Origin of the sequence: Youngiibacter multivorans, assembly GCF_017873395.1 — a bacterium.
Classification (GTDB): domain Bacteria; phylum Bacillota; class Clostridia; order Clostridiales; family Clostridiaceae; genus Youngiibacter; species Youngiibacter multivorans.
In genome coordinates, this window is record NZ_JAGGKC010000004.1 from 90,961 (window position 1) to 107,028 (window position 16,068).

15 protein-coding genes are annotated in these 16,068 nt (G+C 43.8%); all 15 read left to right on the plus strand.

All coding sequences use genetic code 11. The features are described from left to right. The first annotated feature begins 156 nt into the window (after window positions 1–156). The 15 genes from J2Z34_RS03675 (at window position 157) to J2Z34_RS03745 (ending at window position 16,010) form a co-directional block, all read left to right on the plus strand. Window positions 157–720 carry a 2-oxoacid:acceptor oxidoreductase family protein gene (locus tag J2Z34_RS03675; protein ID WP_209458511.1) on the plus strand — a complete coding sequence of 188 codons (564 nt, stop codon included), beginning with the start codon at window positions 157–159 and terminating at the stop codon, window positions 718–720. Further along, a complete protein-coding gene (locus J2Z34_RS03680; RefSeq protein ID WP_209458512.1) occupies window positions 707–967 on the plus strand; it encodes a 4Fe-4S binding protein in 261 nt (86 codons plus the stop codon). Before J2Z34_RS03675 ends, J2Z34_RS03680 begins: the two co-directional genes overlap by 14 nt. Further along, window positions 964–2,151, plus strand: a complete 1,188-nt coding sequence (gene porA / locus J2Z34_RS03685) for a phenylglyoxylate dehydrogenase (RefSeq protein WP_209458513.1) — start codon at window positions 964–966, stop codon at window positions 2,149–2,151. The genes J2Z34_RS03680 and porA overlap by 4 nt, the downstream gene beginning before the upstream one ends. A 2-nt stretch (window positions 2,152–2,153) precedes the next feature. Continuing rightward, on the plus strand, window positions 2,154–3,059 hold the full coding sequence (locus tag J2Z34_RS03690; protein WP_209458514.1) for a thiamine pyrophosphate-dependent enzyme: 906 nt from the start codon (window positions 2,154–2,156) through the stop codon (window positions 3,057–3,059). Between the two features lie 77 nt (window positions 3,060–3,136). Next, the gene (locus tag J2Z34_RS03695) at window positions 3,137–3,631 is read left to right on the plus strand and encodes a TRAP transporter small permease (protein WP_209458515.1); all 495 of its coding nucleotides are present in this window, start codon (window positions 3,137–3,139) and stop codon (window positions 3,629–3,631) included. A gap of 31 nt (window positions 3,632–3,662) precedes the next feature. After that, window positions 3,663–4,970 (plus strand): TRAP transporter large permease, encoded by a 1,308-nt coding sequence (locus tag J2Z34_RS03700; protein WP_209458516.1) that lies wholly within the window; start codon window positions 3,663–3,665, stop codon window positions 4,968–4,970. 38 nt (window positions 4,971–5,008) lie between these two features. After that, entirely contained in the window at window positions 5,009–6,019 is a 1,011-nt protein-coding gene (gene dctP, locus J2Z34_RS03705; protein WP_209458517.1) for a TRAP transporter substrate-binding protein DctP, read from the plus strand. A 367-nt stretch (window positions 6,020–6,386) separates the two neighbouring features. After that, on the plus strand, window positions 6,387–7,646 hold the full coding sequence (locus tag J2Z34_RS03710; RefSeq protein ID WP_209458518.1) for a class 1 isoprenoid biosynthesis enzyme: 1,260 nt from the start codon (window positions 6,387–6,389) through the stop codon (window positions 7,644–7,646). Between the two features lie 207 nt (window positions 7,647–7,853). After that, window positions 7,854–8,936, plus strand: a complete 1,083-nt coding sequence (locus tag J2Z34_RS03715) for a hypothetical protein (RefSeq protein ID WP_209458519.1) — start codon at window positions 7,854–7,856, stop codon at window positions 8,934–8,936. Next, window positions 8,933–9,925: a GNAT family N-acetyltransferase gene (locus tag J2Z34_RS03720; protein ID WP_209458520.1), complete on the plus strand. Its 993-nt coding sequence runs from the start codon at window positions 8,933–8,935 to the stop codon at window positions 9,923–9,925. Before J2Z34_RS03715 ends, J2Z34_RS03720 begins: the two co-directional genes overlap by 4 nt. A gap of 44 nt (window positions 9,926–9,969) precedes the next feature. Further along, a complete protein-coding gene (locus J2Z34_RS03725; RefSeq protein ID WP_209458521.1) occupies window positions 9,970–11,301 on the plus strand; it encodes a B12-binding domain-containing radical SAM protein in 1,332 nt (443 codons plus the stop codon). Further along, window positions 11,282–11,953, plus strand: coding sequence for a class I SAM-dependent DNA methyltransferase (locus J2Z34_RS03730; protein ID WP_209458522.1), 672 nt, complete (start codon window positions 11,282–11,284; stop codon window positions 11,951–11,953). The genes J2Z34_RS03725 and J2Z34_RS03730 overlap by 20 nt, the downstream gene beginning before the upstream one ends. Continuing rightward, window positions 11,953–13,317, plus strand: coding sequence for a B12-binding domain-containing radical SAM protein (locus tag J2Z34_RS03735; RefSeq protein ID WP_209458523.1), 1,365 nt, complete (start codon window positions 11,953–11,955; stop codon window positions 13,315–13,317). The genes J2Z34_RS03730 and J2Z34_RS03735 overlap by 1 nt, the downstream gene beginning before the upstream one ends. Further along, window positions 13,314–14,633, plus strand: a complete 1,320-nt coding sequence (locus J2Z34_RS03740) for a B12-binding domain-containing radical SAM protein (RefSeq protein ID WP_209458524.1) — start codon at window positions 13,314–13,316, stop codon at window positions 14,631–14,633. The genes J2Z34_RS03735 and J2Z34_RS03740 overlap by 4 nt, the downstream gene beginning before the upstream one ends. A gap of 9 nt (window positions 14,634–14,642) precedes the next feature. Continuing rightward, the gene (locus J2Z34_RS03745; RefSeq protein ID WP_209458525.1) at window positions 14,643–16,010 is read left to right on the plus strand and encodes a B12-binding domain-containing radical SAM protein; all 1,368 of its coding nucleotides are present in this window, start codon (window positions 14,643–14,645) and stop codon (window positions 16,008–16,010) included. The last annotated feature ends 58 nt before the right edge of the window (window positions 16,011–16,068 follow it).

Below are 16,068 nucleotides of genomic sequence, written 5' to 3' on the forward strand. Positions count from 1 at the left end.
AAAGAAATTATCGTCAACTTTTTTTTTGAGGACATTGTAAACGATTGTACCAAATAATATACCATACCTTAACGATTAGTAATAGTAAAGTTTTTGAAACCAAGTCAGTCAACTGACATTAAATAATTGGTACTAAATAATTAAGGAGTGATTCATATGAAAGAAATTCGAATTCATGGAAGAGGTGGACAAGGTGCGGTTACAACATCAGAGATCATTGTCTATGCCGCTGTAATGGATGGTAAATTTGGAGCTTGCTTCCCATATTTCGGATTTGAAAAGAAGGGAGGACCTGTAAGCGCATTTGTAAGAATTGATGAGAGGAAGATCCGAGAAAAAAATCAGGTGTACAATCCAAATTGCATTATGGTTATAGATCCTACGCTTCTAGGCAGTGTAGATGTATTTGTAGGAGCTAAGGAAGACTCAATATTGGTTATAAATGCTAAGTCAATCGATGACATAAAGATACCCCCTAATATAACAAAAGTAGCATACATAGACGCTAACAAGGCATCAATGGAGATTTTTGGGAAGCTGTTGCCAAACACTATCGTCCTGGGAGCATTTGTTAAGGCTACTGACTGGGTAAGTTTCGATAAGGTCAGTGAAAAGACCAGGGAAGTGTGGGGTCCGAAAAATATTGCAGCTCTTGAATTTGGATATAACAATGTAACTATTGTTGAAATAAATGGAGGAAAAGGCGATGACAAAAACTGAGTTCATTTGTGCTATAGGCAAAGAATTGAATATCATCAACACTGGTGACTGGAAAGTATATCCGCCTGTCATACAGCAGGATAAATGCAAAAAATGTGGGATTTGTCTTATGTATTGTCCAACTAAGTCAGTAAAGATAATTGATGGCAAGTTCTTCATAAAACTCGATTACTGCAAGGGCTGCGGTGTTTGTGTCCACGAATGTCCGGCTAAAGCAATTGAATTTGTAAAAGGAGAGCAATTATGAGCAATATACGCGTTTTAGATGGAAATCATGCAGCGGCTATAGGTGCTATTCTCGCAAAACCAGAAATCGTAGCTGCATACCCGATCACACCACAAACCCCATTGGTGCAGCATTTTAGTCAGTATGTTGCTGATGGTGTAATGGACTCTACTATTATTGAACCCGAATCAGAGCATTCAGCTATGAGTGTTTTGACAGGAGCATCATTAGCAGGAGCAAGAACTTTTACTGCAACATCATCTCAGGGTCTTGCCCTGATGTATGAGCCATATTTCAGAGTTTCTACAATGAGATTACCTATTGTCATGAATATAGTAAATAGGGAAATGATATCACCTCAATCTGTTTGGGGAGGACCGCAGGATTCGTTGACAATCAGAGATGCAGGCTGGATACAGATTTACGTTGAGGATAATCAGGAAATTTTAGACATGACTATCCAAGCCTTCAAAATAGCTGAGAATAAGGACGTGCTTTTGCCGATAAACATATGTTATGACGGATTCTATCTTTCACATATGACTGAAGGTGTAGAAGTACCTATGCAAGAAGAAGTGAACAGCTTCCTTCCGAAGTATATTCCAACACATGTGAAGTTGGATCCATTGACACCTATGGCAGTAGATCCGCTTACTCCAGGCAACTACCTCCAATATTATCGTGAACTCCATATGCAGGCGATGGATAATGCAAAACGGGTCATAAAGGAAGTTAACGACGAGTTTGCAGAGAAGTTCGGGAGAAACCATTTTGGCCTGGTAGAGCCATACAGAATGGATGATGCTGAATATGTTTTGGTAACACTTGGCTCCTTGACTGGCTCAGCACGAGTTGCGGTAGATTTGGCAAGAGAAAAAGGTATTAAAGCTGGATTGATTAAGATCAGAGCGTTGAGGCCATTCCCTAAGGATGAGGTCATTGAACTGCTAAAAGGTAGAAAAGCAATAGGTGTAATTGATAGAAACATTAGTTTTGGATGGCATACCGGAATAGTATATCAAGAGATAAAGTCTGCAATAAGCAGCTTGGAAGCAGTCCCAACAGTACCTTTCATAGGTGGCCTAGGAGGAGAAGACCTTACCACTGAGCTGATGGTTGAAGCGCTGGACAAGGTAATGGCTGTTGGTGAAAGCAATCAAATTGAAAATGCTGCTCACTGGCTAATAAATCAGAAGGGGAGATAAAAATGACTATTGCAGAAAAAATGTTTTCACTTGAAGATATGGTAGGTCCTGGAATCACAGCATGTCTAGGATGCAATGTGGAACTATCTATGAGGACTGCCTTGCAGGTTATGGGGCCAAACACAATACTTGCTATACCTCCAGGATGTATGGGTGGAGTACAAAGCGTTGGCTGGGCCGACAAGACTGGTATGAAAATACCTGTGTTCTTCCCACTTCTTGACAACACCGCATCGATGCTTACTGGCATAAAGAAGTATTATGAAAGAATTGGCCGAGATGTCAATGTTGTTGCGTTTGCAGGTGATGGTGCATCTATGGATGCTGGTTTTCAGGCACTATCTGGAGCAGCCGAAAGAGGCGACAATATAATCTACATCTGTTATGACAATGAAGGATACATGAATACAGGATTCCAGAGAAGCAGTTCAACTTCACTGGGCTCATGGACAACAACTACACCAGTTGGAACAGAAGGTAAGGGCAAAAAGTCAAACAAGAAGGATATGCCGATGATAATGGCTATGCACGATATTCCTTATATGGCGACTGCTTCACCAGCTTACATGCCAGATCTAATCAGGAAGCTTGAAAAAGCGAAGACCATAAAAAGCGGATTAGTATATATCCACATCTACAACAGCTGCGCAACTGGTTGGGGCTATGAATCGGATAGGAGCATTGAAATAGCGAGGAAAGGTGTACAATCGAGATTCATGCCGATTTACGAAGTGGAAAATGGCAAGTTCAAGTTGAATGTGGATGTGAAAAATCCGATACCACTCAAGGATTACCTCTCATCAATGAAGAAATATAAGCATGTGTCTGAGGAACAGATCAGTGAAATTCAAGAATATGTTGACAAAAAGTGGGAAAACCTTAAAATAATGTGCAATTCAATGGGTTGAAGCTGATCATGCAATAAATTAGTATATGAACATATGATAAAGATAAAAGTACGATTTCAAATATTGGGGGATATGAGATGAGAACGATCAATAGGATTATTGATACATGCATGGCTGCTTTATCAGGAATTGCTGCCCTCGCATTAGGTTTTTTGCTGTTAGGGATTTGTTACTCAACATTTTCAAGATTCCTTTTCAACAAACCGATAACGAGTTTGGTAGAATACTCAACCTACAGTCTGATATACATAACTTTTCTTTCTGCACCTCAGATTCTAAAGGCCAGAGGCCATATTTACATTGACATGATAACAAATATGTTGCCACAGAAAAGTAATCGAATTCTGGGAATTGGAGTGAATCTGGTTGGGGCGATAATATCAGCTGTGATCTTCTATTATGGAAGCCTGGTGGCTAAGGACAATTACCTGTTCAAGGTAAAGGTTATGGACTCCATGGGAACTCCCCAGTTCATGCTTACGGTCGTGATACCGATAGGCATGTTCTTCCTCACAATCCAATTCATCAGAAACTTATACGAAGATTACAGGCAGCTGAAGGAAGTTAAATGATTTAATAAAAAATTGATTTGGGGTGAATTACGTGGAGTGGTACGTAGTATTGAGTTTAATCTTCCTGGCATTATTGGTAATAATGTTCACAGGGTTACCTATAGCATTTACATTCATGGTTGTATCCACAGTAGTTATGTTTGCAATGCAGGGCGAATTTGGCGTGCGTCAGCTTGTGTTAGGGATGTATGACCAGGTTGCACAATTTTCCCTGACACCTATACCATTCTTTATGATAATGGGTGAAGTGTTCTATCAGTCCGGTCTTGTTTCAAGGACACTTGATTCATTGTCCAAGTTCGTAAAGAAAGTACCTGGAAGACTGGCAATCATTACATTGCTTGGTGGTGGCGTTTTTGCAGCACTATCTGGATCTGTTGTAGCAAATACAGCAATGTTCGGATCACTTATGTTGCCTGAGATGATGAGCCGAGGTTATTCTAAGAAGCTTATTGCAGGTTCAATAATGGCATCTGGTGCTCTGGCCATGGTAATACCTCCAAGTGCCTTAGCTGTTCTTTTAGGCAGTATTGCTGGAATATCTGTGGGAAAAATTCTCATAGGAGCAATAATTCCAGGCATCATGCTGATGGTGTTTTATATACTTTACACGATGATTGTTTGTACTTTGAAGCCAGAGTATGCACCATCATTTGATTTTGAAGAGAGTTCATTGAAAGACAAGCTGCTTGGAGCACTCAAGGACATTGTTCCATTGATATTCATATTCCTGATGGTAATGGGGATAATTTTCACTGGAGTAGGTACACCAACTGAAGCAGCAGCTCTTGGAGCATTAGGTTCCTACATACTTACGATATTCTACAAAAAGTTCTCCTGGAAGTTAGTCTATAAGACACTAGTTGATTCTTTGAGAGTAACAGCGATGATCCTCATTATAATTGCAGGTTCTGCTGGATTCAGCCAGATCCTTGCAATGACCGGAGCAAGCCGTGATGCGGTTATAGCGATTATGGCTATGTCAAGTTCAAGGATCATTATCATCGCAATCATGCTGCTTATCATCATTGCATTGGGATTCTTCATGGAACAAACTGCAATAATGATGATAACTCTCCCAATAATGATGCCAGTAGTTTTAAACTTAGGTGTTGATACAATATGGTTTGCTGTGCTTTATCTGATCTGCTTACAGATAGGACAATTGACACCTCCAGTTGGATTGGCTTTGTTTACAATGAAGGGTGTATCACCACCGGAGGTCACGATGGGAGATATTTATAGTGGTGCTGTTCCTTTCCTATACATGGATATTCTGGTATTGGTCTTACTGGCTCTAATTCCTCCACTAATTACATGGCTCCCAAATTTGCAATAACTAGATCCAAAAGTAGAAAAATATTAGGGGGAAACAAAATGTTATTCAAAAAAAGTCTAATAGCCTTATCAATTATCGCAATGGGGATATCCTTTATAGGCTGTGGAAAAAAAGAAGCACCTGTTCCAAGTTCAACAGCTGAAGAAAAGGAAGTGACTTTATCCGTTACATCAGCCTGGGCTGAAGGCAATACTCTCCTATTCAACATGGATGACTTCGTTAAGAAGGTAGAAGAGAAAACAAAGGGAACAGTAAAGATTGTTTGGGGTGGCGGTCCTGAAACTATTCCAACTTATCAGCTTGTAGAAGCTCTTCGTACAGGAGTCATAGACATTGCATGGACATCCCATACCTACAATGTATCATATGTCCCTGTAATGGAAGCCATGAAGCTTACTGACGCAGAAAAGATGAGATCAAGTGGTGGATATGACTTTGTTAATGAACTTTATAGAAGCAAAATAAACAGTCACTATATAGGTGCAACAACAAACGGTTTGACTTACAACCTATACATGAAGAAAGAGATCAAGTCAATCAATGATTTTAAGGGTCTGACAATCAGGGCAACTCCCGCATATCAGGCATTTGTAGAATCACTTGGTGCCGGTGTTGTAAATATGGCTCCTGGAGAGGCTTATCAGGCTCTCGAGAGAAATGTTATCCAAGGATATGGCTGGCCAAGTGTTGGTGTCAAGGATTTTGGTTGGCAGGAAGTGTCGGATTATATTGTGCAACCTGCATTCTACAATGTTGATGTAGCGATTATGATGAGTGACAAGGCTTGGAAGAAGCTGAGTGAAAACCAGCAAAAGGCTATTATGGAAGCAGGTAAAGAAATTGAAGCTGAATCTAATGAGTACTATGTTAATGCAATAAAGGAAGAAAACAAAGCACTTACTGATGGAGGAATGAAGGAGCTGATATTACCTTCAGATGTTGCGAACCAGTTCTACAAAGCTGCTTACGAGAAGGGTTGGGAGAGCGCACTAAAGGCAGATCCTGAGAACGCTGCCAAGCTTCAGAATTTTTCAGGTTATGGCAAATAAATATAAATACAGAAAAAGTATCTAGTGCTTATAAATAATAAAGAAATATTACGGCTAGTCTGATTTTCAGGCTGGCCGTATTTGTAGTTATAAATCCATAATGGAGCAGCGGAGGTTTTGATTACCCAGAGGGAAGCCATAGACAACACATTGGAACGTCTTAACTACAAGATAGACCGATACAACCAGACAATTGAGACTGGTGTACTAAAGTGGGATAAAATGGAAGTCTAGAGGAACGGCGAAAATCAAAGATAAATGACCCAGGTAGAAATGTGAAACTATCGCTTTTTTACTGGATTTTAATCTTTTTCGAATAGAATATCATCAGTGGTTTCTATTTGCGATAAAGGTAGGTCAGAAGGCAATGATCCAGAAGAAAGAAAATATCATCCCAATAGAGTGGCTTATAAGTGATGTTTCGAAAACATATGACACTTGCGGAAATCCGGACTTCAAAGGTTTCCGAAAAGTCAGCCTTTTTGAAAAGCTCAAGAACGAAAGGGAGATAAAGAAGCTTTCGGAACATTTGATAAATGAGCTTGAGCCTTTTCACGGCAAGGATCCAGAAGGCCTTACAGCCTCTGAGACCGTGGAGCTGAAGAAGGTTATTACCTCATACATTCTGGAGCTTGATGAGAGGAAGCTTTTTTTTGACAAGCCTTTTCTGGGATTCTTCCTTGAGAAGGGATATATGGAATCAGCGGAGGATTTCCTCGACGAGGTGAAGCTTGAGGACAGTGACCTGGAGCCTATGGAGGTTTTTCAGGCAATAAGAAACGTGTGGATAATGAATAGCCTGCAGCTTTTCTGGGGCATCCCGCTCAGGATGACTCCTTCTGTATATGCGTATAGCATGCTTTACCCATATACGGACAATTTTCTGGACAGCACAGAGGTAAGCAGAGAAGACAAGGCAAGGTTCAATGAAAGGCTGACGAGAGTTATAAATGGTGAGATTGTTGAATCATTTGATCCCCATGAAAGCAGGGTTTTCGAGCTCATTGGAAAGATAAGCACAGAGTTTCACAGGGGCTCATATCCATCAGTATACGAGAGTATTGGTCTTATACAGAAGGCCCAGATTGAAAGCATGAAACAGGACCAGAATAAGGAAATGACTGCTGATGAGATAATTCCTATAAGCATATTCAAGGGGGGCGCTTCAGTCCTTGCTGATGCATTTCTTGTGAAGGGAGAGCTTGATGAGGAAGAGACGAGATTTGCTTTCGGATACGGATCATTCCTGCAGCTGCTTGATGACCTGCAGGATGCTGAATCGGATAGAAAGGAAGGCCATCAGACAATCTTCAGCATGGGTGACAGAAGCGCAGACTTCGATGAGAAGCTTTTAAAGCTCATATCCTTTATCTTCAAGGTCAACGAGCAAATAGCAGGTGACGATACAACAAAGGTACTCATGAAGGATGTCATCAGGACCTGCACCCTCATGATGGTGATGGAGGTTGTCGGAAGGGAGCCAAAGTTTGTCTCAAGGGGTTTTTATCGCGAACTTGAGTCATATTCGAAGGTCAGGCTACCGTTTTTCATGGAGTATGAGAAGCAGATGAAATCTCTGATAGAAACACTTGGAATTGGCAGCAATCTAAGTCAGCTTATGAAATAGAGGGTGCAATTTAAGATGGATAATTGTAAGGACAGGCATTAATAGGATGTCTGTCCTTCTTTTTACTTAGCCCGGTATATACAGAGTGAAATGCGACTGACCGGGCTTTCCCATACCCGGAATTCACCTGACTCCAATTTGCTACCATATTGCAGTTCCTGAAGGTATAATAAAATGGACTGAATATTCGTGCGAAGTGGTGTAAATATGAGACTGGTTGCTGCAGAAAAGGAAAGGCTCAAACAATTCATACGGTTCTATGAGAAGAGATACCTGAACGATCCCTTGAAAAGGAATTCGATGTCAGGTCTTTTGAAGTCCCTCCTTTACGACAAAAGCGTCATGTGCAGATCTGCCTACCTCGAGCCTGTTATGGTAGAGGAAAACGGTGAAATACTCATGATTGCTGTGCTTGCACAGGTGGATAGGATGAAAGATTTCCTTCAGGTCGCATTCTTTGAAGCAAAGGAGAAGAACTCCGATGCCTTTGGCCTGATACTTTCAAGGGCAGAAGAGCTTGCAAAAGAGAAAGGTGCAAGACAGATTACAGGCTCCCTTAATGTCCATGTCAACTACGGGCTTGGATTCCTGGCAAGCGGCTACACCGAGAAGCAGGGCTTCGGAACAATGCACAATCCCCCTTTCTACAACGAGCTCTTCGAGGAGAATGGCTTCAGGACAATAGATATGGTGAGCTTCAGGAAAGACCTTAAGGAGCTTGAAGAGATCCTTGACCCAAGGATAACTGAAAGGCTGAAGAGGAGATATACAATCAGGAGCCTTGATTACGGGAATCTTGAAAGGGATGCTGAAATCTATACTAATGTCAATAATGATGCATTCAAAGACCACCTCTTCTATTACCCGAGAAAGGCTGAGGAGGACCTTGAGCTGTTCAGGGACTTCAAGCCACTTCTAAAAGCTCACAATCTGCTCTTTGCATACAAAGGCGATGAGCCTGTGGGCTTCATGCTTTGGTATCCTGATTTCAATGAGCTGATGAGGCCAAGCGAGACACTGGGATTAGGGACTGTCATAAAGAACAGGATCTTTGGAAACAGGATCAGAACAGTGAAGATAGTTGAGATGGGAGTTTTGCCAAGTGAGCAGCGATATGGAGCAGTGCTCGCTCTCCTGAACAGAGTCTTTGAGATATGCATCGGGAAATACGACACCTTCGAATCTGGCTGGATACTTGAAGCGAACGACAACTCTAGGCTGCTTGGAGTAAGGCTGACAGATTCCGTATACAAGAAATACAAGGCATACATCAAGGACGTGAATGTATGAGGAGCTTCGTAAGCATAAGTGAGCTGAAGGCCTGGGTACTATCATCAGAACCGGATGATATGAATCGAAGTCTAAGGGCTCTGCTTGAGAAAAATGCTGATATCATGGAGCTTCTGCAGGTACTTGAGGAAACCAATCTCTGCGGGCAGGAATATTTTGTAGTCAATGATGCAATAATCGTGACATACAGGATGAGGCTAAACCTTCTGACATTCATGAAAAGGTCGCTGAGGGCTGATGCAAGGATCATCGGACTGCCCATTTCAATGAGCCGAAGCGGAATATTCGCATCGGATGAAGCTTCAGGGAGAAAAGCGGCCCTTGAGGTAATAAAAAGGGAAAAAGGCCTGACAGTTGCACTAAATACTGACTACAGACTGAGGGGAAACTCCCTGACTCTCTCAAATTTCGTATTTATCAACAGATTCAGGGATTTTGACGAATACCTCATGGCTATGAGGTCCTCATACAGGCGGAACGTACTTGGTGTGATTGAAGAAGGGAACGGGCTTGTATTCAGAAGGATTGAGTCTTCAGACTTCAGCACTCTGCATCATATGCTCTATAGGAGTGTAGTCGAGCGGTCTGAATATCCTTTGGAGACTTTACCGATTGAGTTTTTCAGAAGCTATGACAGCGAGATTGTCGAGGTCAGGAGAACAGATGGAAGTCTGATTGCAGTGCTTGTCCTTAGGGGATACGGAGACACCCTCACCTTCATGTTCTGCGGGTTCAGGAGGGAAGAGGGCGCAAGCCTGTATCACAATCTTCTTATATACGTCATCAGGAAGGGAATTGAAGATGGGTACAAAAGGATTGACATGGGTCAGACCTCAGAAGCTGCAAAGCTTCGATTAGGCTGTACAGAGGAGATAAAGCACCTGCTTGTATACCATGGGAATCCTGTGGTGAATTCTGTCATCCGTCGAGCCTCAGGTCGCTTCTCATATAGGAGATATAAGGTTCTGCACAGGGTATTCCGGACCTGAAACTAATTGCCGGAAGCTTAATGGATCAGCAAGCTGGAGGACAAATGAGGGTATTTCTAAAGAAGGCAAGGGCAAGGACACCGTTCTCCATCCTCGACCCTGTAAGGGTTGAGCCTCTGGAGCTCGCTTATCTCAAGGCAGCAGCAGAGGAGACAGGAGCTGAAGTGTATATCATCGACGACCTGTTCGGGCTGAGAGAACCAGGTGTTATTCCTGATGTCCTGGTTATTACTGGATACAATACAGCTGAGAGTAAGATACTTGAAGAGGCAGAAGTATACAGGAGAAGATTTCCAAACGTAAGGATAATTGTAGGAGGGACCCATGCCGAAAGGAACAGCAGGGACTTCCATTCGCCAAACGTGGATTTCGTCGTACACAGCTCAGACCTTCAGGTTTTCATGGATATATTAAGGCTTGTGGATGGAAGGCTCGAGGAGCTTGAACCTTCTGGCTTCGACATGCAAAGGGCGGGAGAGTGGATCATTGGAAGTTCCAGACTTGTCATCAGGATGCCGCTTATAAAGCCGGACAGGTCGCTGACAAAAGCCTTAATTGAAAAAACCAGGTACCTGGACAAAAGAAGGGTTGCCCTGGTAAAGGGAAGGACAGGCTGTCCATATAAGTGCGATTTCTGCTACTGCAGGCTGCTAAATGATGGGAAACACATAGCAGGCGACTATGGGGATATCCTTGATGAAGCTCTTGAGCTTGATGCAGAATTTGTATGGGTAGTTGATGATGTGTTCCTTGCATCAAGGAAAGATGCATTGGATTTCATTAATGCAGCTGAGAAGTGGAGCAAGAGGGTGAACCTCATAGCATACCTCAGGGCTGACTTCATACTGAAGAACAGGGACCTTCTTGAAAAGCTCAGGGAATGCGGCCTTGGAGAGGTCATAGTAGGCTTCGAGGCAACGAGCAACTCTGAGCTTGATGGTTACAACAAGCAGACTGATGCCCTTGATTATCCTGAGGCAATAAGAATACTCAGGGAGGCTGAAATAGACCTTACAGCTCTCTTCATGGTAAGTCCTGAGTACAGGATTTCTGATTTCAGAAGACTTGCGAGGTTCTTGAGGGAAAACAGGATAGGAACCTATACTGTTTCAATACTGACACCGATCAAGGGAACTGATGGGTATGAGGAGATGAAGGGGAAGCTTCTTACGGATAATCCGGAAAGGTTTGATTTCCTCCATCTGGTGACGAGACCACATCTTCCCGCACCGATGTTCTATCTGATGTTCCTGTGGCTGCACCTGGGACTTCTGAGGTCAAAAAGGATCCGGTCATTCATCAGACAATGCATTACCTGGAAGAAGATAAGCAGGCAATCAGACAGGCAAGAAACAAATGAAGGAAAAGAATACTAGAGAGTACAAGGAGATACTGATGTCAGCTAAAATATGGGACTTCTGGGCGGACAGATACGACAGGCTTTGGGTGCAAAAGCACAGCCTTGGGCCAACAAGGGAATACATACTTGAGAAGCTTGAGAAATTAGAGAAGGGCAGGAATAACCTCCTTGACCTTGGCTGCGGCCCGGGTGAGCTTCTACATGAGATAGGGAAAAGGTATCCGAAGCTTAAGCTTACCGGTGTGGACTACTCTGAAAGGATGCTTGAGGTATCAAGGAAGAGAAACATAGGGGCATGCCATGAGCTCCTGGATGCAATGCATATTGACAGACTTGAAGGAAGGTTCGACCTGATCACCTGTACCCACTCACTTCCATACTACAGGGATCCTAAGGCTGTTCTCCATAAGCTGAGCGGCCTCATGACTATGAATGGAAGGCTTCTTGTAGGCTTTGCAAGCGGCGACAGTGTCTTTGACAAGGTGATGCTGGCTGGAGTGAAGCTTACTACAGGAAAGGCCAATTACCCATCAGACGATGAGTTCAGGAAAATGGTGAAGGCTGACTTCAACGTTCTGGACATGAAGATAATCAAACGTGCATTCTACATGCCAAGGATTGCAGTATACACGCTTTCGATAAAGACAGACAACAGGGAGAGATGCTGATGGACGTGCTGCTTGTAAGACCGAGACCTGACAGGGAAACCATAGGGCTTCAGCATGTCATGGTGTGCGAGCCTCTTGAGCTTGAATACCTGGTTTCTAATGTACCTGATGGAATAAGGAATAGGGTAAACCTTGAGATCTGCGACATGATCCTTGAGAAGGAGCCATTCATAAGCATCGTAATGAGGAAGAAGCCTGACCTTATTGTATTCACCGGATACATAACCCATGTTGGGACCATTAAGGATATGTGCGCCGAGGTGAAGAGGCTATTTCCAAACTCATTGACCGGCGTAGGAGGAGTCCATGCGGAGGTTGTACCTGAAGATTTTATAGACCCCTCCCTTGATTTCGTATACTCAAGGAACGGCATAGACGGCTTCAACATTACACTTGAGGGAATGCTTAAGGGAATGTCACCTGCCGAGATAAGGAATAACATTGAAAGCTCCGGTGAAATGAAGCTTTCGTTCGTATACAGGCATCCCGACAGGGAATCTGTAAGAAAATACAGGTCAGAATACTACTACATGTTCCACAGGCCCTGCGCGCTCATCAAGACCTCCTACGGCTGTCCCTACAACTGCAGCTTCTGCTTCTGCAAGGAGATTACAGGAGGGAAGTACTTCACCCGTGACCTTAAGGATGTCATGGATGAACTGGAGGGCATTGGGGAAAAGGAAATATACATAGTGGATGATGACTTCCTGTTCAGCAAAGGGAGGATCAGGGAATTCCTTAGGCTGCTGAAGGAACGGGGAATAGAGAAGAAATTCCTTGTATACGGCAGGGCTGATTTTGTTGCTGAAAACAAGGATATCCTGAGGGAGTTCAGGGACCAGGGGCTTCAGGCAGTAATTGTGGGACTTGAGTCGATAAGGGGACAGGACCTTGATTCATACAAGAAGGGAACGGACATTGATGTCAATGAAAGGGCTGCAAAGGTACTTCTTGAGCTTGGGATAGAGCTTTACGCAACGCTAATCATACCCCTTGATTTTTCAAGGAAGGATTTTTCTGACCTCACCTCATGGGTCAGGGGGCTTGGGATAAGGTTTGTTAACCTTCAGCCGCTGACACCGCTCCCAGGGACTTCAATATTTTGTGAATACGAGGACAAGCTGCTTTACCCCAGGGAACGATACGAGATGTGGGATATGGCTCACGTGGTTCTTAAGCCCGAGCATATGGGAACAAGAGCCTTCTACCTTGAGATCGTAAAGGCCTATTACAGGATAGTGATGAGGCCTAAGAACGTACTGGCACTGATAAGAAGGTACGGGCTTGGAATGAATCTGAAAATGCTGTCTGGAAGCAGCAGGGTGACCATGCAGTATCTTGGAAAGGTGGTGAGGGGTATATGAAGATACTTCTCATACAGCCAAGCCCTTATGACAGAGGGAAAAAACCGATAAAGAAAAAGAAGCTTTATTTCGTAGGGCTTGCACTTCCTCTATTAGCTGCACTTACACCTCCTGAGCATGAGGTCGAGATAATACTTGAGATACTTGAGGACATTCCCTTTGATACTGATGCTGAGCTCATAGGTATAAGCTCAATGGGTCATGGGGTTATAAGGTCAATCGATATCGCGGAAGAATTTAGGAGACGTGGAAAGACGGTGGTTCTCGGAGGCTATATGGCGAGCCTCATGGCCGAGGAGGCAAAGAAATACTGCGATGTGGTTGTTGTGGGTGATGCCGAGCTTGTCTGGAGTGAGCTTATCAGTGACTATGAAAAAGGGGAGCTGAAGCCACTCTATGAGAACAGGCTTAAGAGAGGCTATTTCACAACACCTCCTCCGAGGTTCGACCTGATCATGGACAAGAACCTTGGCGATTTCCTGCCTGTGCAGGCAGGGAGAGGCTGTCCCCACAGCTGCAGCTTCTGTTCAGTAGCCTGTCTTTATGAGGGTACATATATAAGGAAGAGCGTTGAAGAGGTCGTGAGGGACATAAGGCAGGTACAAGCACTCGGATACAGGAAGTTCCTGCTGCTTGATGATAATATCTTCGCTGACAGGGTATATCTCGGGAAACTACTGGAAGAGATCAGGGCACTGGACATGGAATGGATGAGCCAGTGCGACATAAGGATAGGAAGCGAGGACAAGCTGCTGAAGGCACTTAAGGATAGCGGCTGCACAACACTCTCATTTGGGCTTGAGAGCATCACAAAGGAAAGCCTCAAGGCAATGGACAAGTCCTGGGCAAAGCCTGAGGACTACCCAAGGCTGATAAGAAATATCCAGGACCACGGAATTGACGTCTCAACGGAGATGGTTGTCGGAGGCGAAGCGGATACTCTTGAATCAATAAGGGCTACAAAAGATTTCATCGAAAACAACAAGATTTCCGTACCCAGATTCTACATACTTACACCGATACCAGGAACAAGGTTCTTCAAGGATATAGAGAGGCAGGGCAGGCTCGTTAAGGATGACATTTACTCCTTTGACGGCACAGAGGCTGTATACACACATCCCAATATGACGCCTGATGAGCTTACTAATAGCTACTGGGATCTCTACAGGTCGCTCTTCACCATAAGGTCCATATTCAAAAGGAACATCCTGAGGAAGGAGTTCCTGAAAAAACCTGGGAAATACCTCTTTTACACAATCGTGAACCTATACTACAGGTACCAGATAGGACAGGGTATAACACCCAATATATTCTAAGGAGACAATATGAGGATACTTCTTGCAAGACCTCCAAGGCCTAAGCAGGCCATAACAGTAAGCGACTTCATGTTTTCTGAGCCTATAGGGCTTGAGATGATATACGGTCTTCTTAAGTCAGACCATGATGTGGAGATCTTCGACATGATGGTTGAGAAGGGCAGCCTTAAGGACAAGGTTCTGGAATATAGGCCTGAAGCAGTAGGCATCACCAGCCTCTGCATAGATGTGGAGGTTGTAATTGCACTTTGCCGGGAGGTGAAGTCAGTTAAGGCTGACATCGTGACCCTTGCAGGCGGAACACAGGCATATCTGGCTCCACTGTCATTTGCAGACGATTCAGTGGACTACATATTCGAGTATGTTAATGGTGAAAATATCAAGACCTTCTTCAAGGAGATTGGCAGAGGAGCTGAGATTCCGTCACTTCAAGGAGTGCGTGCAAGCTCGGATGGCTACAAATCCCATGGCCCTAAGGGCAGGAACGGATACTTTCTGCCGGACAGGCAGTCCACTAAAAAGTACAGGAACGAGTACTCCTATTTCGGGTATAGGCCTGCTGCCATAATGGAATATGGCATAGGCTGCGAGAAGGCCTGCGATTTTTGCCTCAGGTGGAGGATCGAAGGCTACAAGGAAGAGCTCCTGGACCTTGAAATTACAAGAAAGGACCTCATGTCGATAGAAGAGGGTACTATAATGCTCATGGACAATGACTTCTTCGCAAGCGAGCTTAAGATAAGGATCTTCCTGGACCTCATTAGGGAGCTTGGGTTAAGGAAGAACTTCCTAGTCTATGCTTCAGTCAAGGGGATACTGGATTTCGAACCGCTGGTAAGGGAATTCAAGGAACTTGGACTGAAGGCCGTTCTTGTAGGCTATGAGACCTTCAGCGATGAGGAACTGGATATCTACAGGAAGAAGTCAGACGTGTCTGACAACCTTAAGGCCGCAAAAATACTTAAGGATATCGGTATCGACGTATGGGCATCCTTCATGGCTCATCCTGACTGGTCGGCTGATGACTTTCGGAAGTTCAGGAAATATATAGGCCTTCTGAAGCCGCAGACAAGCTCAATCAACCCGCTGACACCATTCCCAAACCTTCCAATGTACGGGAAGTACAAGGACAGGCTGATTCATTCAGCTGAAGAGTATGACAAATGGTCCTTCGGCCAGGTGACGATAAGGCCATCCAATATGTCCCTCAGGCGCTATTACTATGAGCTGATGGTCACAAACCTTTACGTGAATCTCGTGGTCAACAGCAAGACCGAGATGCTTAGGCGATTTGGAATAGGCAACATAGCGAGGATTGTATCAGGGTCCATGAAGACATTGTCCAGATACATTAAACTTATGGCTAGTGCAAAATAAAAGTAACAAGATCAGATTATGTGAGATTTGTAAGATGGAGACTAATTGAAGACATCTG

Excerpts from the sequence above, each read along its gene's own strand:
- J2Z34_RS03675 (WP_209458511.1), top strand. The coding sequence starts at position 157 with ATGAAAGAAATTCGAATTCATGGAAGAGGTGGACAAGGTGCGGTTACA.
- J2Z34_RS03680 (WP_209458512.1), top strand. The coding sequence starts at position 707 with ATGACAAAAACTGAGTTCATTTGTGCTATAGGCAAAGAATTGAATATC.
- porA (WP_209458513.1), top strand. The coding sequence starts at position 964 with ATGAGCAATATACGCGTTTTAGATGGAAATCATGCAGCGGCTATAGGT.
- J2Z34_RS03690 (WP_209458514.1), top strand. The coding sequence starts at position 2,154 with ATGACTATTGCAGAAAAAATGTTTTCACTTGAAGATATGGTAGGTCCT.
- J2Z34_RS03695 (WP_209458515.1), top strand. The coding sequence starts at position 3,137 with ATGAGAACGATCAATAGGATTATTGATACATGCATGGCTGCTTTATCA.
- dctP (WP_209458517.1), top strand. The coding sequence starts at position 5,009 with ATGTTATTCAAAAAAAGTCTAATAGCCTTATCAATTATCGCAATGGGG.
- J2Z34_RS03710 (WP_209458518.1), top strand. The coding sequence starts at position 6,387 with ATGATCCAGAAGAAAGAAAATATCATCCCAATAGAGTGGCTTATAAGT.
- J2Z34_RS03715 (WP_209458519.1), top strand. The coding sequence starts at position 7,854 with ATGAGACTGGTTGCTGCAGAAAAGGAAAGGCTCAAACAATTCATACGG.
- J2Z34_RS03720 (WP_209458520.1), top strand. The coding sequence starts at position 8,933 with ATGAGGAGCTTCGTAAGCATAAGTGAGCTGAAGGCCTGGGTACTATCA.
- J2Z34_RS03725 (WP_209458521.1), top strand. The coding sequence starts at position 9,970 with ATGAGGGTATTTCTAAAGAAGGCAAGGGCAAGGACACCGTTCTCCATC.
- J2Z34_RS03730 (WP_209458522.1), top strand. The coding sequence starts at position 11,282 with ATGAAGGAAAAGAATACTAGAGAGTACAAGGAGATACTGATGTCAGCT.
- J2Z34_RS03735 (WP_209458523.1), top strand. The coding sequence starts at position 11,953 with ATGGACGTGCTGCTTGTAAGACCGAGACCTGACAGGGAAACCATAGGG.
- J2Z34_RS03740 (WP_209458524.1), top strand. The coding sequence starts at position 13,314 with ATGAAGATACTTCTCATACAGCCAAGCCCTTATGACAGAGGGAAAAAA.
- J2Z34_RS03745 (WP_209458525.1), top strand. The coding sequence starts at position 14,643 with ATGAGGATACTTCTTGCAAGACCTCCAAGGCCTAAGCAGGCCATAACA.